Source organism: Sulfuricella sp., from assembly GCA_041651995.1.
In the GTDB taxonomy this organism is placed as follows: Bacteria; Pseudomonadota; Gammaproteobacteria; order Burkholderiales; family Sulfuricellaceae; genus Sulfurimicrobium.
In genome coordinates this window covers 1-16,635 of the sequence record JBAZID010000015.1, presented here as the reverse complement: position 1 = coordinate 16,635, position 16,635 = coordinate 1, and the positions used below count along the sequence as shown (strand labels likewise).

Genomic DNA, 16,635 nt, shown 5'->3' with positions numbered 1-16,635 from the left:
TGTAGGTGGTCAAAGACAGATGTAGACGCTATGCTAACCAAAAATATCGACTTAGGGAAGTATTGATGCTGGTGGTTAAAGTTTTAGTCAGCGTGGCGGTTTTGCTCGCGGCAGTGGAAATGGCCAAGCGTTCCCCCTTTTGGGGGGCGGTGGTTATTGCTTTGCCGATTACTTCAATGCTGGCCATGGCGTGGCTTTACTGGGATACCAGGGACATTGCGAGGGTGAACGCTTTCGCGCGCGATATTTTCTTTCTGGTCCCGCCTTCGTTGTTGTTTTTCTTGCCATTTGTGTTCGAGCCGCGCAGCCATTGGCCCTTCTGGCTCAATTTTGCCATAGGCGTGGTGCTGACCGCCTGTGCCATGCTGGGTATGCGGTTCATGCTGAAATGAGCGGTTTAAGCAATTACGCGCTGGCGCCGGATCAGTTGCTTGCGGCTGCGGCGCGTGAAATCATCGCCCAGGAGCGATCCCGTCTGCCCAATCTGAGCGGTGTGACCGTGTTGCTGCCCAACCTGCACGCCGCCGGAAATTTTGGCCGTGCACTGTGCGCGGCTGCAGGCGTGCCTACCCTGCTGCTGCCACGCTTCACGACACTCAGGGACCTGGCCGGGCAGGCGGATCAGGACGTTGCAATAATCCCGCTCAGCCGCCGCCAGGCAGTGATCTATCAGGCTCTGCGCGCCAGGGAATGGTTCCGCCAGGGGGATTTGTGGCATGTCAGCGCCGAACTGCTGCGCCTGTTTGATGAAATCACCCTGTGGCAGGTGCGGCTTCCGGCTTCCGCCGAGGATTTCCTCACGCAGATGGAAGAGGCTTATCAGGCGCGGCGCGGCAGCCCGATGCAGTTCGAGGCGCGGCTGGTGCATGAACTGTGGTTCGCCCTGTCTGGCAGCGGCGAGCTGGATGATGCGGCGCATTACCAGTTGCAGTTGTCGCACCTTGCCAGCGAAGCGGCGGGCCCGCTATACCTGATCGGGCTCCAGGCGCTGATGCCGGTGGAACAGGCGTTCCTGGAGCGTTACGCGCAAGCCCATGCCGTGCACTGCTTTAACAGCGATGGCGGGCAGGGAGATCCGGCGGGGTTGCCCGCCCTGCTGGAAGCGGCATGGGCCGACCCGGAGCAGGCCGCGCCGCTGCATGAGCGCGCAGAAGCCTGCCGCAGCCATGCGCCCGCAAGTGCGCTGGGGCAGCGTATTTCCTTGTTCGGCGCGCATGGTCTGGAGCATGAGGCCGAAGCGCTGGCGTTCCGCATCGGCCAATGGCTGGCGCAGGGCAAAACAGCCATCGCGGTGGTGGTGCAGGACCGCCTGGTGGCCCGGCGCGCGCGCGCCTTGCTGGAACGGGCAGAGGTGCTGGTGCAGGATGAAACCGGGTGGACCTTGTCCACGACCAGCGCCAGTACCGTGATGATGCGCTGGCTGGATAATCTGGATAGCCAGTTTCATTTCCAGGATCTGCTCGATCTGCTCAAGTCCCCGTTCATTTTTTCCGCCTGGGATGGCGCCCGCCGCCGCAATACGGTGTACCGCCTGGAACAGCTGATCAGGAAGCACAGCGTGGTGTCGCATCTTCACCACTACCGTGCGCTTGCGGGCGAGGATGAGGACGTACTGGAATTGCTGCAGATCCTGTACGAAGCGCAACAAAAACTGGACAAGAAAAAACAGCGCCCGCTCGCGTCATGGCTGCAATCCTTGCAGGAGAGCCTGGAGCGGCTGGAGATTTTGCCGGGCCTGCAGCGCGACCAGGCGGGCGAGCAGGTGCTGCGGCTACTGGAGGGCTTGCGGCGCGAGCTGTCCCCCGATGCGACCCTGTTCCGCTATGCCGAGTGGCGGCAGTGGCTCAACCAGCAGCTGGAAGAGGCGGTGTTCCGCGACGAAAGCATCACCAGCCCGGTGGTCTTCACCCACCTCGCCGCCTGCCGCCTGCGGAACTTTGACGCGGCGATCATTGCCGGCGCCGATGCGGTGCATTTGCCGGGGCAGGGGCGGGAAAGCGTGTTCTTCAACCAGTCGGTGCGCACCCAGCTCGGCCTGCCGGACCGCCGCCTGGCGCTGGAATCCGAGCGGCAGGACCTGATCAGCCTGCTGGCCTGTGTGCCGGAAGTGCGCGTGACGTGGCAGGCGCGCAGGAACGGTGAACCCAACCCGCTCAGTCCATGGTTCGAGCGCCTGGAAACCTTCCATCTGCTGGCTTACCGCGCGTCATTGCGAGGAGCCGAAGGTGACGAAGCAATCTCTCCACAAGTTCATCCGGCAGAAAAACAGGATGGCTTCGCTGCGCTCGCCATGACAGGCCGCCCCGTGCCATCCCTGCCGTCCGCTCTCGTTCCCGGGACCATTTCCGCGAGCGGCTACAACAGCCTGATGGCCTGTCCTTACCAGTACTTCGCACGCCACGCCTTGCACCTGAATGAACTGGACGAGGTGACCCAGGCGCTGGAGAAGCGCGATTACGGCGAATACGTGCATGAAATCCTGCACCGCTTCCATGGCCGTTATCCGGTTGTGGCGGAGTGTCCGCCGGAGGGGCTTGAGCAGGCCCTGCATGAAATCAGCAGGGAAGTTTTCAGCCAGGCGATCGAGGCGGATTTTGTTAGCCATGCCTGGCTGCTGCGCTGGCAGGCTGCCGTTCCCGTCTATCTTGCCTGGCAGTCGCAGCGCGAGCGCGAGGGCTGGCGCTGGCAGGCGGGCGAGGTCGCGTGCGCGCGGCCGATCACGCTGGCGGGGGAGCAGCAGCTCACCTTGCGCGGCAGGCTGGACCGGGTGGACCGCAGAGGCTCTGAGCAGGCGGTGCTGGACTACAAGACCCAGAATTTCGACAGCCTGAAGAAAAAACTCAAGACCGCTGGCGAAGACGTGCAGCTCGCCTGCTACGCCCTGCTGCTTGAAGCCCTGCCGCAGCAGGCGGCATTTGTCGCGGTGGACGGGGAAGTGGTGCGCCAGCTCGAACCGCCCGAGCCGCTGGCAGAGTTGGCCGAGGCCAGCCTTGAACGCTTGCAAGGCCTGTTCCAGTCGCTGCATGAGGGCGCGCCGCTGCCTGCCCAGGGCGTGAGCGCGGTCTGCCAGTACTGCGAAATGCGCGGGTTGTGCCGCAAGGATTACTGGAATGAAACTGAAAAACTCGATTAACCACGGAGTTCACGGAGATCACGGAGGACAAAAACGATGAATTTCATTCACCCCTTGGGTGAGGCAATAAAAGCGGTAAATTGCCTTTCTCCGTGTTCTTCGTGCCCTCCGTGGTTTCAAACAAAGATTTTTTGATGAATCAACCCTTTGATTTCAGAACGGCGCTCGACCCCAAGCGCTCGGTGGTGATCGAGGCCTGTGCCGGCAGCGGCAAGACCTGGCTGCTGGTGTCGCGCATCCTGCGTCTGCTGCTGGCGGGAGCCAAACCGGGCGAGATCCTGGCCATTACCTTCACGCGCAAGGCCGCGCAGGAAATGCAGGCGCGCCTGCTGGAATGGCTTAATGCACTGGCCTTGCATCCGGAAGACGAGGTGCGCGAATTCCTGCGCCAGCGTGCGCTGGCCGAGCACGAAATCGATGCCATCCTGCCCGAGGCGCGCAACCTGCTGGAGCGGGTGCTGACCGCCGAACCCGCGCTCACCATCAACACCTTCCACGGCTGGTTTCTGCAGCTCTTGCAGCGCGCGCCTTTGGGCGATGGCTCGGTCGGCAATTTCAGCCTGCTCGACCAGACCGCCGCCCTGCAGGAAGAGGCCTGGCAGAATTTTGCCGAGGATCTGGCCGAACAGGCAGACGGGGACCCCGGCGCTGCCGCCCTGCAGGCCTTGTTCCGCGAACATGGCTTGAGCAATACCCGTGCCCTGCTGCTGGGTTTCGTGGCCAAGCGCGCCGAGTGGTGGGCCTATACGGCCGGTCAGGCAGACCCGGTGGCTTATGCGGTGGAGCGGGTGCAGTCCGAGCTGGACGTCGACCCGGAGCAGGACGTGCTGGCTGAATTGCAGCAGGACAGCGTTCTGCTGGAATGGCAGCTCGAATATGCGCAACTCCTGGGGAGAAATACCGCGACCGACCAGAAGCTGGCGGCGAAATTAGTGGATGCCCTGGCGTTGGATAAGCAGTTACAACGCTTTGAACAAATATGGAACGTGTGCTTTACCCAAGAGGCGCAGCCGCGTGTGCGCAACCCCTCTCCCACCCAGGCCAAGCGCCTGGGGGCTGATGGCGAGGCACGTCTGCTCGACTTGCATCAGAGGATTTGCACCTTGCTGTTCGAGGCGCGCGACCGCCTCTCCGCGCAGGCGGCCTACCGCTTCAACCGTGATGGCTTGCGCAGCGGCGCGGCATTGCTGGCGGCCTACCAGCGGCTCAAGGAAGAGCGCCAGATGCTGGACTTCGCCGATGTGGAATGGCGCGTGTTCCAGCTCCTGAGCCGCAGCGAGCACGCGGAATACATGCAGTACAAGCTGGATAGCCGCTACCGGCATATCCTGCTGGACGAGTTTCAGGACACCAACCCGCTGCAGTGGCAGGTCATGCAATCCTGGCTGTCGGCCTACGGCGCGGCCGGGAACCGGCCCACGGTTTTCCTGGTGGGCGACCCGAAGCAGTCGATCTACCGCTTCCGCCGCGCCGAGCCGCGCCTGTTCCAGATTGCGGCAGAGGATCTGGCGCGCGATTTTGCCGCTGCCCGGCTGGAGCAGGACACTTCGCGCCGCAGCGCGCCAGCAGTGATTAAAGCCGTCAACCGGGTGTTCGCCGGTCAGCCCGATTTCAGCGGCTTCCGCGAGCATGGCTGGCATCATGACGATCTGCCCGGGGCCATTGCAGTTCTGCCGCTGGCGGAAAAAGGCAGCGCGGCCTCCGCCAGTGAAGACGGGCTGGCGCTGCGCAACCCCTTGCAGCAGGCGCGCGTGGAAGACGAGGATGCGCGCCACGAGCAGGAAGCCGAGCAGGTAGCGGAGAAAATCGGCGCCATGGTCGGCACCTGTCGGGTCATGGACGAGAAAACTGGCCCGCGTCCCGCCGAATACCGCGATTTCATGCTCCTGGTGCGGGGCCGCACCTGGCTCGCCAGCTACGAGCGCAAGCTGCGCGCGGAGCGAATTCCCTATCTCAGCTCGCGACAGGGCGGCCTGCTGGACACGCTGGAATGCAGCGACCTGGTCGCCCTGCTGGAGTTTCTGGTCACGCCTTTTTCCGATCTGAAACTGGCACAGGTGCTGCGCTCGCCCATCTTTGGCTGCTCGGATGAGGATCTGATGCGGCTGGCAACCCCAACCAACCTCCCCTTGTCACCCGCAAGGAGTGTCCCCGCCGAGAGCGGCAGTACAACTGCTCGCTCTGGCGAGACAGGGGAGGAGTGTCTTCCTTCCCCCCTGATAAGGGGGGATCGAGGGGGGTTAGGAGGCCGGGAGGGGTTAAGCTGGTGGCAGCGCCTGCGCCAACTGGAAGACGCGGCGCTGAGCCCCGCCCTGCGGCAGGCGCGCGCCCTGCTCCAGTCCTGGCAGGAAATGGCCGACCGCCTGCCGGTGCATGACCTGCTGGACCGGATTTATTTCCAGGGCGAGGTGCAGGCGCGCTACCGCAGTGCCGTGCCGCAGGCCATGGCGGAGGCGGTGCAGGCCAATCTGCGGGCGTTCATCGAACTGGCGCTGAACATGGACAGCGGACGTTACCCCAGCCTGGCGCGCTTCATCAATGAAGTGGCTGCCCTCCGCCGCGCGCCCGAGCAGGAATCGCCGGATGAAGGGCTGATCGGCGATGGCGGCAATGCAGTGCGGATCCTCACCGTGCATGGCGCCAAGGGGCTCGAAGCGCCCATCGTGTGGCTGCTGGACGCCAATACCGCGCCGCGCAGCGATGGCGGCTACCGCGTGCTGCTCGACTGGCCGCCGCAAGCGCCGGCGCCGCAGTATTTTTCGCTGTTGAGCCACAAGGGTGAACAGGCAAGGGCGCACGACCAGCTGGTGAACGAGGAGCAGGAACATGCCCGGCGCGAGAATCTCAACCTGCTCTACGTCGCCATGACGCGGGCGCGGCAGATGTTCATTGTCAGCGGCTGCGCCGGCAGGGCGGCAGAGACGTGGCACCAGCTGCTTCAAAACAGCCTGGCGGAGGCCGGGCTTGAGAGCGAACTGCCAGCGATGCTGCCGCAACCACTTGCTACCAAGGCGATGCCGACGGAGCAGGAACAAGCCCAGATCACGGCTTTGCCCGTGCCACCAACCGGCCGTCGCGAGTTCACCAGGCTGGATGCGGCGCGCCTATTTGGTATCCGGGTGCACGCCCTGCTGGAGTGGGTACGCCCGGATCAGCCGCTGGCAGAGCAGGCGGAAAGCCTGCGGGCGAAGCTTGCGCTGGAGCCGGAAGCATTCGCCCCGCTCTGGCAGGGCGCGCTGGACGTGCTGCAGGCGCCTGACTTGCGGCGCTTTTACGACTCATCCCAGTATCTGGCGGCCTACAACGAACTTGCCTATCAGGGCGCGGGCGGAGAGCTGCGGCGCCTCGACCGCCTGGTTGAATTTGACGACAGCGTGTGGGTGCTGGACTACAAGACCGGGGCTTCCGGCGGCGACCCAGAAGCCCTGGCTGCTCCCTATCTGGGGCAGATGCGCGAATACCGTAGCGCCATGGAAAGCGTGTTTTCAGGCAAAAAAATCCACTGCGCGCTGATTTTCCCCGGCCCGGTGCTGGTGGAGGTTTGATCATGGCGGCAATGCAAGACGATCCCGATATCCCGGCAATCAGCCCCGACGATGTTCTCCAATTCTGGTATTCGGAACCCATGGCCTCGCGCTGGTTTTCTTCCACGCCGCAACTCGATGCGGAAATCTGCGCCAAGTATGAGCCGCTATGGTGTGCGGTTGCGGAAGGGCGGCTGGATGACTGGAAGCACAGCCCGGAAGGCTGCCTGGCGCTGGTGATCGTGCTCGATCAGCTGCCGCTCAACATGTTTCGCGGCGAAGCCAGAAGTTTCTCAACCGAGCAGCAGGCGGTCGAAGCCTGCAAATTGGCCATTGCCAAAGGCTACGACAGGGAGATTGCTCCCGGGCGCTTGAGTTTCCTGTACATGCCGCTGATGCACAGCGAGCATCTTGCCGATCAGGATTTGTCTGTGATGATGTTCGAACAGGCTGGGCTGGAAGGGAATTTGCGCTTTGCCTGGCACCACCGCGAGCTGATACGAAGGTTTGGGCGGTTTCCGCATCGCAATGCGATATTGGCACGGGAGAGCAGCCGGGAGGAGCTGGATTATCTGGGGCCTAAGGAGGCTTTTCTGGGGTAGGTTTGGGCGGCTAGTTTGAATGCGCTTTGCGCATGGTTGATTGGGTGCCGGGGCCGCCCGGCAGCGGGTATCTTTCTTTTGCTTGCCCAAAAGAAAGGCACCAAAGAAAAAGGCACCCCGCTGCGCCGCCCTTCGGGTTCCTTCGGCTTGTCAGGCAAATTGGGCGTCTGCGCAACTCGCCCTAACAGCCCGCACAAGACGCGGGCTGTCGCGGAGCTCAAACAGGGCGCAGCCGACATCCCCCAATCCGCCTGCCAACCCGAAGCGGCGCAGAGGGGAAGTTGGGTGGCAATTCAACGCTCGGCGTTCCGAAAAACATGCCATCGCGATGGCGCGTATTGAGTGAGGGAGCACCCTTCCCTTCAAGGGAAGGGCCAGGGATGGGATGGTGTTGTTCTTTCTCCCCTCGGTCCACCGCCGAGCAGCACAGCCAAGCCGGGGGCAGTCGGCGAGCACTGTCTGAGCGCGTAGCGCGAGTTGCGCAGCCGCCCGGCTTGACGAGCAGCGCAGGGGACCCCGAAGGGGCGGTGGATGGGGGTTGCCTTCTTTGGATTACCTTTCTTGGCAAAGCAAGAAAGGTAATCAGCCGCCGGGCTGCCCCCGGCAATCAATCGTCCGCAAAGCGTACCAAATAGTCATATTTCACTATATGAAACGCCATTCCTGTTGGTTTTAGCACCCTGCCCGAGCTATCCACACCACTGTTGTTCGCATGGGACGCCATCATTGTTGCCGTCCATTTGAACGTTGGGGCAGTTTCTTAAAAAGAAGGTTGCCTCGGCGCAAGAAGTCATTTGTGAGCAATGAGTTCGACCATCGCACTGAAAGGATATCGAAGTTTCTTGCTTGTTAGATTGGAGAGTAACAGCTTCGTAGGTTTGGGCTGCAACATCCGTTTCTGGAGGAGTGTGGTGGTTAAATCTGTTGTAACCATAGGCTACCAATGCGCCAACAACGATAAGTGGAATGATTTGTCCAACCAAGCTCTTTTTTTCGCGGCGATTGCGTAGATCACTCTGGCGAATAGGGCGCACGACTGGACGACTGGGGTACAAGATGTTTTTTGCTTTCTTCTTTCCATCTTCAGCTACTTCTATCTCAAAAGTGAGCTGTTCTCCGAGTTTGGGGCGTTGATAGCCTTTTGGAAAAGCAGAAATATGGACAAATACCTCAGGGCCGCCCTGAGAGGGTGTGATGAATCCAAAGCCACGATCATCATTCCATTTGGTGAGAGTGCCTTCAATGTGCATATGAAAGGGCTAACAGTGATTAAACGGTTTTAAAAAGACTGATAGGCCAAGAGTATGCACGCCATTGGCATAGTGCTCAATGCGAAACCACAATAAATTGAATATTAAAGAAAGGCTGCTCTGCGGACGTGCTTATGCACTTTGAAATCACGAGTCCAACGCATGAAATAGTATGAGTAATGAATCTTCACTAAAGCATTTCTTTGCAAAACTTTGCAAAGAAATACCGATCTGATTTAACTATCTTTCTTCTTCAACCCGCCCAATAGCGCCGCGACAGGCCGGTTGGGGCGCTTGCCATGTGAAGCGGCATGTCCCATCGGCTGCTTCTGGTGGTGGTTGTTGGCTGCCGGTTTCGGCAAGCCCTCGCTCGGTGCGCGCTGGGCATGGCGTTCAGCGGCTGGTGGCAGTTCGGGCCGGCGCTGGGGAGCGCGTTCACGTTCACGCCCGCGCCCCCTGGGGGATTCCTCGGATTTGGGTGCGCTTCCCGGTTCAAAGCCCGGCACAACCTCCTTGGGGATTTCGCGCTTGATCAGGCGTTCGATCTCGGCCAGCATCCGCATTTCTTCCTCGCATACCAGGGAAATCGCATCGCCTTGGCTGCCGGCGCGACCGGTGCGGCCGATGCGGTGCACGTAGTCTTCCGGCGAATTGGGCATCTCGAAGTTGAATACATGGGGCAGCTGGTCGATGTCGATGCCGCGCGCGGCCACGTCGGTGGCGACCAGCACCCGCACCTCGCCTTCCTTGAAGTCGGACAGGGCCTTGGTGCGCTGCGGCTGGGTCTTGTCGCCATGAATCGCATCCGCGCGGATGCCGTCGCGGTCGAGCTGGTGGGCGAGGCGGTCAGCACCGCTCTTGGTGCGGGTGAATACCAGCACTTGGCGCAGGTCCTGAGCCTTGATCAGGTGGGCGAGCAGTTCGCGTTTGCGTGCCTGGTCCACCCGATAGGCAAGCTGGGTGACGGTTTCGGCGGCGGTGTTGCGACTGGCGACTTCGATCAGCGCCGGGTTGTGTAAAAAGGAATCGGCCAGGCGTTTGATTTCTTCGGCGAAAGTGGCGGAGAACAGCAGGCTCTGACGCTGTTTGGGCAGCAAATCCATGATGCGCTTGAGGTCGGGCAGGAAACCCATGTCCAGCATGCGGTCGGCTTCGTCCAGCACCAGGAATTCGACCTTGGAGAGGTTGATGCTCTTTTGCTGCACATGATCCAGCAGGCGGCCTGGCGTGGCGACCACGATGTCCACGCCGGTGCGCAACGCCTCGGTCTGGGGATTCATGTTGACGCCGCCGTAGATGACGGTAGCCTTGAGGGGAAGATGCTTGCCGTAGGTTTGCACGCTTTCCTCTACCTGGGCCGCCAGTTCTCGGGTGGGGGTGAGGATCAGGGCGCGAACGGGGTGCTTCGCGGGCGAGGTGCTGGTGCTGGCATGGGTGGCCAGACGGTGCAGCAGCGGCAGGGTGAAGGCAGCCGTCTTGCCGGTCCCGGTTTGCGCGCCCGCCATGATGTCGCGGCCCTGCAGCACCACGGGGATGGCTTGCGCCTGGATCGGGGTGGGCTCGGTGTAGCCCTGTTCGGCCACGGCGCGCTGGATTTCCGGGCGTAGCCCGAGGCTTTCAAATGACATGATGGGAGTGGTCAGTTTTCAGGTGTGGAAACAGGGTTTTTCTTGCCGGTGCGCACGCGCTGCCAGATCCAGACTGCATAGCCGGATAATCCATAGAGCACGAATGCGCCAAACAGAACGTGTGCCGGATCGAGCGAAATCAGGATGAAGCCGAGTACGATCAGCAGCACCACCGCGAACGGCACGCTGCGGCGCAGGTTGATGTCCTTGCCGCTGTAATAGCGGACATTGCTGACCATGGTGAGGCCGGCGAACAGGGTCAATCCCCAGGCCAGCCAGCGGATGTCAGCCCCATCGACGCCGTAATCGTGCATCACCCAGATCAGGCCGGCGATCAGTGCAGCCGCGGCCGGGCTGGGCAGTCCCTGGAAATAGCGCTTGTCGGCCACTTCGAGCTGGGTGTTGAAGCGCGCCAATCTCAGAGCGGCGCATGCGCAGTACACAAAGGCCGCAATCCAGCCCAGCTTGCCCATGCCTTTCAGCGCCCAGACATAGACGACAAGGGCAGGGGCGACGCCGAAGGACACCATGTCGGAGAGGGAGTCGTATTCGGCGCCGAAAGCGCTCTGGGTCCGGGTCATGCGTGCCACCCGGCCATCCAGGCCATCCAGCACCATGGCAATGAAGATGGCCATGGCGGCGGCTTCGTAGCGCCCGTTCATGGCCTGGACGATGGAATAGAAGCCGGCAAACAGCGCGGCCGTGGTGAGCAGGTTGGGCAGCAGGTAAATGCCGCGCCGGCGCTTGTCGGGATCGAGCAGGGCTTTGGATTTATCCGGCTGTTGCATAAGGATTTTAGACAAGTTCCGCCAGGATGGTTTCCGTGGCGCGAACCTTGTCGCCCAGACTGACTTTCGGCTGTGCGGTCAGCGGCAGGTAAACGTCCACCCTGGAGCCAAAGCGAATGAAACCATAGCGCTGTCCACGGGCCAGTTCGTCAGTCGGTACCACGTAACACAGGATGCGCCGTGCAATCAGGCCGGCCACCTGGACCGAGGTGACATCCGCGCCGTTCCTGGTTTGCAGCCACACCGCGTTGCGCTCGTTTTCCAGCGAAGCCTTGGCGAGGTCGGCATTGAAAAATTTGCCGGGGTGATACCACACTTCCCTAACCGTGCCATCCACCGGGCTACGGTTGGAGTGAACATTGAATACATTCATGAATACGCTGATTTTCAGGGCGTCACGTTGCAGGTAGTGGTCGTAAGCGCGTTCCACGGCAACGATGCGGCCGTCCGCGGGCGAGAGTACGGCATTGGGTGCCTGCGGCACGGTGCGCGCCGGGTCACGAAAAAATTGCAGTACAAACAGGGTGATGATCCACAGCGGCGCGGCAGGCAGCCAGCCATACAGGATCGTCACGAAAAGGGAGGCAATAATAGCCGCAGCCAGGAAGGGCCAGCCTTCACGGGCAATAATGGGGTGAGGGTAGTTATTCAATTTGGGAGGGGCTACGCCGATGCACATTTTTGGGTGAGGCGTAAGGGGTGAGGGGTGAGGCGTGGGCGGTTTCTTCGCCTCACCCCTCCCGCCTCACCTCTCACGGTCTTAGTTTTTAGACTGGTCAACCAGCTTGTTCTTGGCGATCCACGGCATCATGGAACGCAGTTGTGCGCCCACGATTTCGATCGGGTGCTCTGCGTTCAGGCGGCGGCGGGCGGTCATTTCCGGGTAGTTGGTCTTGCCTTCCAGAATGAAGCGCTTGGCGTATTCGCCGTTCTGGATGTTGGTCAGCGCTTCCTTCATGGCGGCACGGGCCTGGTCGGCGATGACGCGCTGGCCGGTGACGTATTCACCGTATTCCGCGTTGTTGGAGATGGAGTAGTTCATGTTGGCAATGCCGCCTTCGTACATCAGGTCCACGATCAGCTTGAGTTCGTGCAGGCATTCGAAGTAGGCCATTTCCGGCGCGTAACCGGCTTCGGTCAGGGTTTCGAAGCCGGCCTTGACCAGTTCCACTGCACCGCCGCACAGCACGGCTTGTTCGCCGAACAGGTCGGTCTCGGTTTCTTCACGGAAGTTGGTTTCGATCACGCCGCCTTTGGTGCCGCCGTTGGCAGCAGCATAGGACAGGGCGATGTCCTTGGCCTTGCCGGACTTGTCCTGGTACACCGCGATCAGGGAGGGCACGCCGCCGCCCTTGAGGTATTCGGAGCGCACGGTATGGCCGGGGCCCTTGGGGGCGACCATGATCACGTCCAGGTCCGCGCGTGGCAGGATCTGGTTGTAGTGGATGTTGAATCCATGGGCGAAGGCCAGGGTGGCGCCTTTCTTGATGTTGGGTTCGATTTCGCCATAGTACGCACTGGGCTGCTGCTCGTCCGGTACCAGGAGCATGACGACATCGGCGCCCTTGACGGCCTTGCCCACTTCTTCCACCTTGTGGCCGGCTTTTTCGGCCTTGTCCCAGGAAGCGCCGCCCTTGCGCAGGCCGATCGTGACCTTGCAGCCGGAATCCTTCAGGTTGTTGGCGTGGGCGTGGCCCTGCGAGCCGTAGCCGACGATGGTGACTTTCTTGCCCTTGATCAGGGAGAGGTCAGCGTCTTTATCGTAATAAACTTTCATGGTTTTCCTTTCATTTCATTGCATAGTGAGGAGTGAGGAGTGAGGAGAAAGGAGCAAGGAGCAGGGTTTCCCCCTCACTCCTCACCCCTCACCCCTCACGATTTCAAAATTCTGTCGCCGCGACCGATGCCGGAAGCGCCGGTGCGCACGGTTTCGAGAATGGCGCTCTTGTCCAGCGCACTCAGGAAAGCATCCAGCTTGTGACCGGCACCGGTCATTTCGATGGTGTAGGTCTTGTCGGTGACATCGATGATGCGGCCGCGGAAGATGTCCGACATGCGCTTCATTTCCTCGCGCCACTCGCCTTCGGCACGGACCTTGACCAGCATCAGTTCACGCTCGATATGTCCACCTTCGGACAGGTCCACTACCCTGACGATATCGATCAGCTTGTTGAGCTGCTTGGTGATCTGCTCGATGACTTCATCGGAGCCGCGCGTGACGATGGTCATGCGTGAAAGGGTGGCGTCTTCAGTCGGCGCCACGGTCAGCGACTCGATATTGTAGCCGCGTGCCGAGAACAGGCCCGCTACGCGGGACAGGGCACCAGCTTCGTTTTCCATTAACAGGGAGATGATGTGTCGCATGTTTACACCAGAATCATTTCAGACAGGCCCTTGCCGCCGGGAATCATGGGATATACGTTCTCGGTCTGATCGGTACGGAAGTCGAGGAACACCAGCGTGTCCTTCATTTCTGGGGAGAACGCCCATTTGAGCGCACCTTCCACATCGGCCGGGTTGTCGATGCGCCGACCGGCGTGTCCATAGGCCTCGGCCAGCTTGACGAAATCCGGCAGGGTGTCCATGTAGGATTCGGCATAGCGTTCGCCGTAGAAAAACTCCTGCCACTGCCGCACCATGCCCAGATAACGATTGTTGAGCAGGATGATCTTGATGGGAATGTTGAACTGCTTGCAGGTGGCCAGTTCCTGGATGTTCATCTGGATGCTGCCTTCGCCCGTGACACAAGCCACCATCGCAGCAGGGTGGGCCAACTGTACGCCCATGGCAGCCGGCAGGCCGAAACCCATGGTGCCCAGGCCACCGGAGTTGATCCAGCGGCGCGGCTTGTCGAACTTGTAGAATTGCGCTGCCCACATCTGGTGCTGACCCACGTCGGAAGTCACGAAGGCATCGCCTCCTGTCACTTCATGCAGTTTTTCCAGCACGTACTGGGGCTTGATGATGTCGCTGCTGCGGTCATACTTGAGGCAGTCGCGCGAGCGCCACAATTCGATTTGCGTCAGCCAGGTCTTGAGTGCGGCCTGATCCGGTTTTTCCTTGCTGGCCTTGATCAGCTTGATCATTTCCGTCAGCACGTCGGGTACGTTGCCAACGATGGGTACATCTACCTTGACGCGCTTGGAGATGGAGGAAGGATCGATATCGATGTGAATGATCTGGCGTTCTTCCTGGTAGAAGTGCTCGGGATTGCCGATCACCCGGTCGTCGAAGCGCGCGCCGATGGCCACCAGCACATCACTGTGCTGTACTGCCATATTGGCTTCGTAGGTGCCGTGCATGCCGAGCATGCCGACCGAAAGCGGGTCGCTGGCAGGAAAGCCGCCCAGGCCCATCAGGGTGTTGGTGCAAGGAAAGCCCAGCAGTCGTGCCAGTTCGGTCAGTTGCTTGGCGGCATCGGAAAGGATCACCCCTCCGCCCGCATAGATCATCGGGCGCTTGGCACTCAGCAACATCTGCACGGCACGTTTGATCTGGCCGCTATGCCCTTTGGTCACCGGGTTGTAGGAGCGCAGGCTGACACTCTTGGGATATTCGAACTCGGTCCTGAACTGGGTCACATCCTTGGGGATGTCCACCAGAACCGGGCCGGGGCGCCCTGTCGAGGCGATATAAAATGCTTTCTTGATAGTGCTGGCGAGCTCCCGGATATCCTTGACCAGGAAGTTGTGTTTGACGCAGGGGCGTGTAATCCCGACGGTATCCACTTCCTGGAAGGCGTCCATGCCGATGGCGGGAGTCGGAACCTGGCCGCTGATCACCACCATTGGTACCGAGTCCATGTACGCCGTGGCAATGCCGGTGACCGCATTGGTTGCGCCTGGCCCGGATGTAACCAGTGCCACGCCGGTACGGCCTGTGGCGCGTGCGTAGCCATCGGCCGCGTGGACCGCGGCCTGTTCGTGGCGCACGAGCACATGCTTGAACTTGTCCTGCTTGTAAATTGCATCGTAGATGTTGAGCACTGCGCCGCCGGGGTAACCGAATACATATTCGACCCCCTCTTCCGCCAAGCAGCGTACAGTGATTTCTGCGCCCGTTAACTCCATGGAAATGCCTTGTCTGACAAACTAACAAAAAGACCCCGAACAGTAATGGTTGCGGAGTGTTTGGTCAAGTGCGGCATTGCATCGGCGCCATGGGATGCCCTGAAAATGGCGGTTTTTTGCTATTATGCGGAGTACAGCATTGTTTTATTGCATTTATGGGATTCAGAAACTGGCCACTGAACGCGAACTTTCGGATTTCCTGATCCAGGTTGAACGGCGCGCGTTCAAGCAGGCGGCATACGCCGTGCATGACGATCATGCCGCGCTGGACATTGTCCAGGATGCCATGATGCGGCTGGCGGAAAAGTATGGCACGCGCCCGGTTGATGAGCTGCCGATGTTGTTTCAGCGTATTTTGCAAAATGCCATTCGCGATTACTTCCGTCGCCACAAGGTGCGCGCGCTGTGGACCACCCTGTTGTCATCGTTTTCTTTCAACAAGGAAGGCGATGAGCAGGATCCGCTGGAAACTCTGGAAGTTGAAAGCGACTCCAATTACTTCGAGAATCCGGCAAATCAGCTGGATCGGGCGCAAACGCTCGCTGTGATTGAAGATGCAGTAGGAAAGTTGCCGGCGCGTCAACGGGAAGCATTCGTGCTGCGTTACTGGGAGGATATGGATGTCGCCGAAACGGCGGCGGCAATGGGGTGCTCCGAAGGGAGTGTGAAAACCCATTGTTCTCGGGCAGTGCATTCCCTGGCTGCCACGTTGAAGAATAAAGGAGTGAGGCTATGAACGAGCGGAACATAGCAAAAAAAATTACCCAGTATTTGAATCACGGCGCCAATCAGCTGGATCGCTCTGTGCTGGAAAACTTGCACTCTGCCCGCAAGCAGGCTTTGGCCGCGCATGCCACTTCCCGGCAGGTTCTTGGTGTGGCGATGGCAGGTCATGGCGAAATGCATTCCGGACACCACGGGCATGGACACTCTTCGTTGCGATTCTGGATTCCGTTCGCCGTTTTGCTACTGGGTCTGCTGATCGCATTCAACTGGCAGGAAATCAATGACGTTGAGCCGGATGATGAGGACGCCACCTTGCTGGCTGGAGATTTGCCAGTTCATGCTTATCTTGATTCTGATTTTGATTCATGGCTAGATCAATCCTCGCGGCGCTAGCGCTCTGGCTCTTTCTGCTGCCTGGCATGAGTTTCGCAGTTGATTCTGCCAAACCGCCGCGCTGGTCGGAACTGAACCCGGAACAGAAGCAGATCCTCTCCCCGGTGGCCGGGAACTGGGATGATATGTCAGCACGCAAGCGCTTCAAGCTGCTGGGCGTGGCCAAGCATTACCGTAAAATGACGCCGCTTGAGCAACAGCGAGTTCAGGCTCAGCTCAAGGACTGGGACAGGCTGACCGCAGAGGAACGCGAGCAGGCGCGGCAGCGCTACCAGAAATTCAAACAGTTGCCACCGGAAAAGCGCCAGGCATTGAAGCAAAAATGGCAGCAAAAGGCCGAACAGAAGCCTGCAGCAGGGCTCCAGCCAGGGAATCCGGCGGGCTCTGCGAATGTTGTGCCCTTGCCCGTTGCGCCTTCTGTTGTTCCCGCCCGGTAGTTCTGTGGAAAACAGGTCCGGAAATGTGACTTACCCCGGGATTCTCAGGCGTCTGGCCAGCATGTTGTATGAAGTTTGTTGCTG

Annotated in this window: 14 protein-coding genes; 7 read left to right on the top strand and 7 right to left on the bottom strand. The window is 60.3% G+C overall.

Annotated elements, in window-relative coordinates:
- Window positions 1–62: 62 nt before the first annotated feature.
- From WC392_13705 to WC392_13690, 4 genes are all read left to right on the top strand, one after another.
- Entirely contained in the window at window positions 63–392 is a 330-nt protein-coding gene (locus WC392_13705; GenBank protein MFA5243421.1) for a DUF3147 family protein, read from the top strand.
- The gene (locus WC392_13700) at window positions 389–3,133 is read left to right on the top strand and encodes a PD-(D/E)XK nuclease family protein (protein MFA5243420.1); all 2,745 of its coding nucleotides are present in this window, start codon (window positions 389–391) and stop codon (window positions 3,131–3,133) included. The genes WC392_13705 and WC392_13700 overlap by 4 nt, the downstream gene beginning before the upstream one ends.
- A 134-nt stretch (window positions 3,134–3,267) precedes the next feature.
- On the top strand, window positions 3,268–6,678 hold the full coding sequence (locus WC392_13695) for a UvrD-helicase domain-containing protein (protein MFA5243419.1): 3,411 nt from the start codon (window positions 3,268–3,270) through the stop codon (window positions 6,676–6,678).
- Window positions 6,679–6,680: 2 nt separating this feature from the next.
- On the top strand, window positions 6,681–7,259 hold the full coding sequence (locus tag WC392_13690) for a DUF924 family protein (GenBank protein ID MFA5243418.1): 579 nt from the start codon (window positions 6,681–6,683) through the stop codon (window positions 7,257–7,259).
- 689 nt (window positions 7,260–7,948) lie between these two features.
- Here the strand turns inward: WC392_13690 and WC392_13685 are convergent.
- The 7 genes from WC392_13685 to WC392_13655 form a co-directional block, all read right to left on the bottom strand.
- A complete protein-coding gene (locus WC392_13685) occupies window positions 7,949–8,509 on the bottom strand; it encodes a cold shock domain-containing protein (protein MFA5243417.1) in 561 nt (186 codons plus the stop codon).
- A 236-nt stretch (window positions 8,510–8,745) separates the two neighbouring features.
- Window positions 8,746–10,137, bottom strand: a complete 1,392-nt coding sequence (locus WC392_13680; GenBank protein MFA5243416.1) for a DEAD/DEAH box helicase — start codon at window positions 10,135–10,137, stop codon at window positions 8,746–8,748.
- A gap of 11 nt (window positions 10,138–10,148) precedes the next feature.
- Window positions 10,149–10,925 carry a CDP-diacylglycerol--serine O-phosphatidyltransferase gene (gene pssA, locus WC392_13675; GenBank protein ID MFA5243415.1) on the bottom strand — a complete coding sequence of 259 codons (777 nt, stop codon included), beginning with the start codon at window positions 10,923–10,925 and terminating at the stop codon, window positions 10,149–10,151.
- A gap of 7 nt (window positions 10,926–10,932) precedes the next feature.
- Window positions 10,933–11,577 (bottom strand): phosphatidylserine decarboxylase, encoded by a 645-nt coding sequence (locus WC392_13670; GenBank protein MFA5243414.1) that lies wholly within the window; start codon window positions 11,575–11,577, stop codon window positions 10,933–10,935.
- A 108-nt stretch (window positions 11,578–11,685) separates the two neighbouring features.
- The gene (ilvC, locus tag WC392_13665) at window positions 11,686–12,702 is read right to left on the bottom strand and encodes a ketol-acid reductoisomerase (GenBank protein MFA5243413.1); all 1,017 of its coding nucleotides are present in this window, start codon (window positions 12,700–12,702) and stop codon (window positions 11,686–11,688) included.
- Window positions 12,703–12,797: 95 nt separating this feature from the next.
- A complete protein-coding gene (gene ilvN / locus WC392_13660; GenBank protein MFA5243412.1) occupies window positions 12,798–13,289 on the bottom strand; it encodes an acetolactate synthase small subunit in 492 nt (163 codons plus the stop codon).
- 2 nt (window positions 13,290–13,291) lie between these two features.
- On the bottom strand, window positions 13,292–14,995 hold the full coding sequence (locus tag WC392_13655; protein MFA5243411.1) for an acetolactate synthase 3 catalytic subunit: 1,704 nt from the start codon (window positions 14,993–14,995) through the stop codon (window positions 13,292–13,294).
- 169 nt (window positions 14,996–15,164) lie between these two features.
- On the opposite strand from WC392_13655, the gene WC392_13650 reads away from it, so the two are divergent.
- Genes WC392_13650 through WC392_13640 form a run of 3 tightly spaced genes read left to right on the top strand, consistent with a single transcriptional unit; the run spans window position 15,165 to window position 16,551 of the window.
- Window positions 15,165–15,731 (top strand): RNA polymerase sigma factor, encoded by a 567-nt coding sequence (locus WC392_13650; GenBank protein MFA5243410.1) that lies wholly within the window; start codon window positions 15,165–15,167, stop codon window positions 15,729–15,731.
- On the top strand, window positions 15,728–16,114 hold the full coding sequence (locus tag WC392_13645; protein MFA5243409.1) for a DUF3619 family protein: 387 nt from the start codon (window positions 15,728–15,730) through the stop codon (window positions 16,112–16,114). The genes WC392_13650 and WC392_13645 overlap by 4 nt, the downstream gene beginning before the upstream one ends.
- Window positions 16,115–16,140: 26 nt before the next feature.
- The gene (locus tag WC392_13640; protein MFA5243408.1) at window positions 16,141–16,551 is read left to right on the top strand and encodes a DUF3106 domain-containing protein; all 411 of its coding nucleotides are present in this window, start codon (window positions 16,141–16,143) and stop codon (window positions 16,549–16,551) included.
- Window positions 16,552–16,635 lie beyond the last annotated feature (84 nt).

Excerpts from the sequence above, each read along its gene's own strand:
- WC392_13645 (MFA5243409.1), top strand. The coding sequence starts at position 15,728 with ATGAACGAGCGGAACATAGCAAAAAAAATTACCCAGTATTTGAATCAC.
- ilvN (MFA5243412.1), bottom strand. The coding sequence starts at position 13,289 with ATGCGACACATCATCTCCCTGTTAATGGAAAACGAAGCTGGTGCCCTG.
- WC392_13695 (MFA5243419.1), top strand. The coding sequence starts at position 3,268 with ATGAATCAACCCTTTGATTTCAGAACGGCGCTCGACCCCAAGCGCTCG.
- WC392_13680 (MFA5243416.1), bottom strand. The coding sequence starts at position 10,137 with ATGTCATTTGAAAGCCTCGGGCTACGCCCGGAAATCCAGCGCGCCGTG.
- WC392_13700 (MFA5243420.1), top strand. The coding sequence starts at position 389 with ATGAGCGGTTTAAGCAATTACGCGCTGGCGCCGGATCAGTTGCTTGCG.
- WC392_13685 (MFA5243417.1), bottom strand. The coding sequence starts at position 8,509 with ATGCACATTGAAGGCACTCTCACCAAATGGAATGATGATCGTGGCTTT.
- WC392_13640 (MFA5243408.1), top strand. The coding sequence starts at position 16,141 with ATGAGTTTCGCAGTTGATTCTGCCAAACCGCCGCGCTGGTCGGAACTG.
- WC392_13690 (MFA5243418.1), top strand. The coding sequence starts at position 6,681 with ATGGCGGCAATGCAAGACGATCCCGATATCCCGGCAATCAGCCCCGAC.
- ilvC (MFA5243413.1), bottom strand. The coding sequence starts at position 12,702 with ATGAAAGTTTATTACGATAAAGACGCTGACCTCTCCCTGATCAAGGGC.
- pssA (MFA5243415.1), bottom strand. The coding sequence starts at position 10,925 with ATGCAACAGCCGGATAAATCCAAAGCCCTGCTCGATCCCGACAAGCGC.
- WC392_13655 (MFA5243411.1), bottom strand. The coding sequence starts at position 14,995 with ATGGAGTTAACGGGCGCAGAAATCACTGTACGCTGCTTGGCGGAAGAG.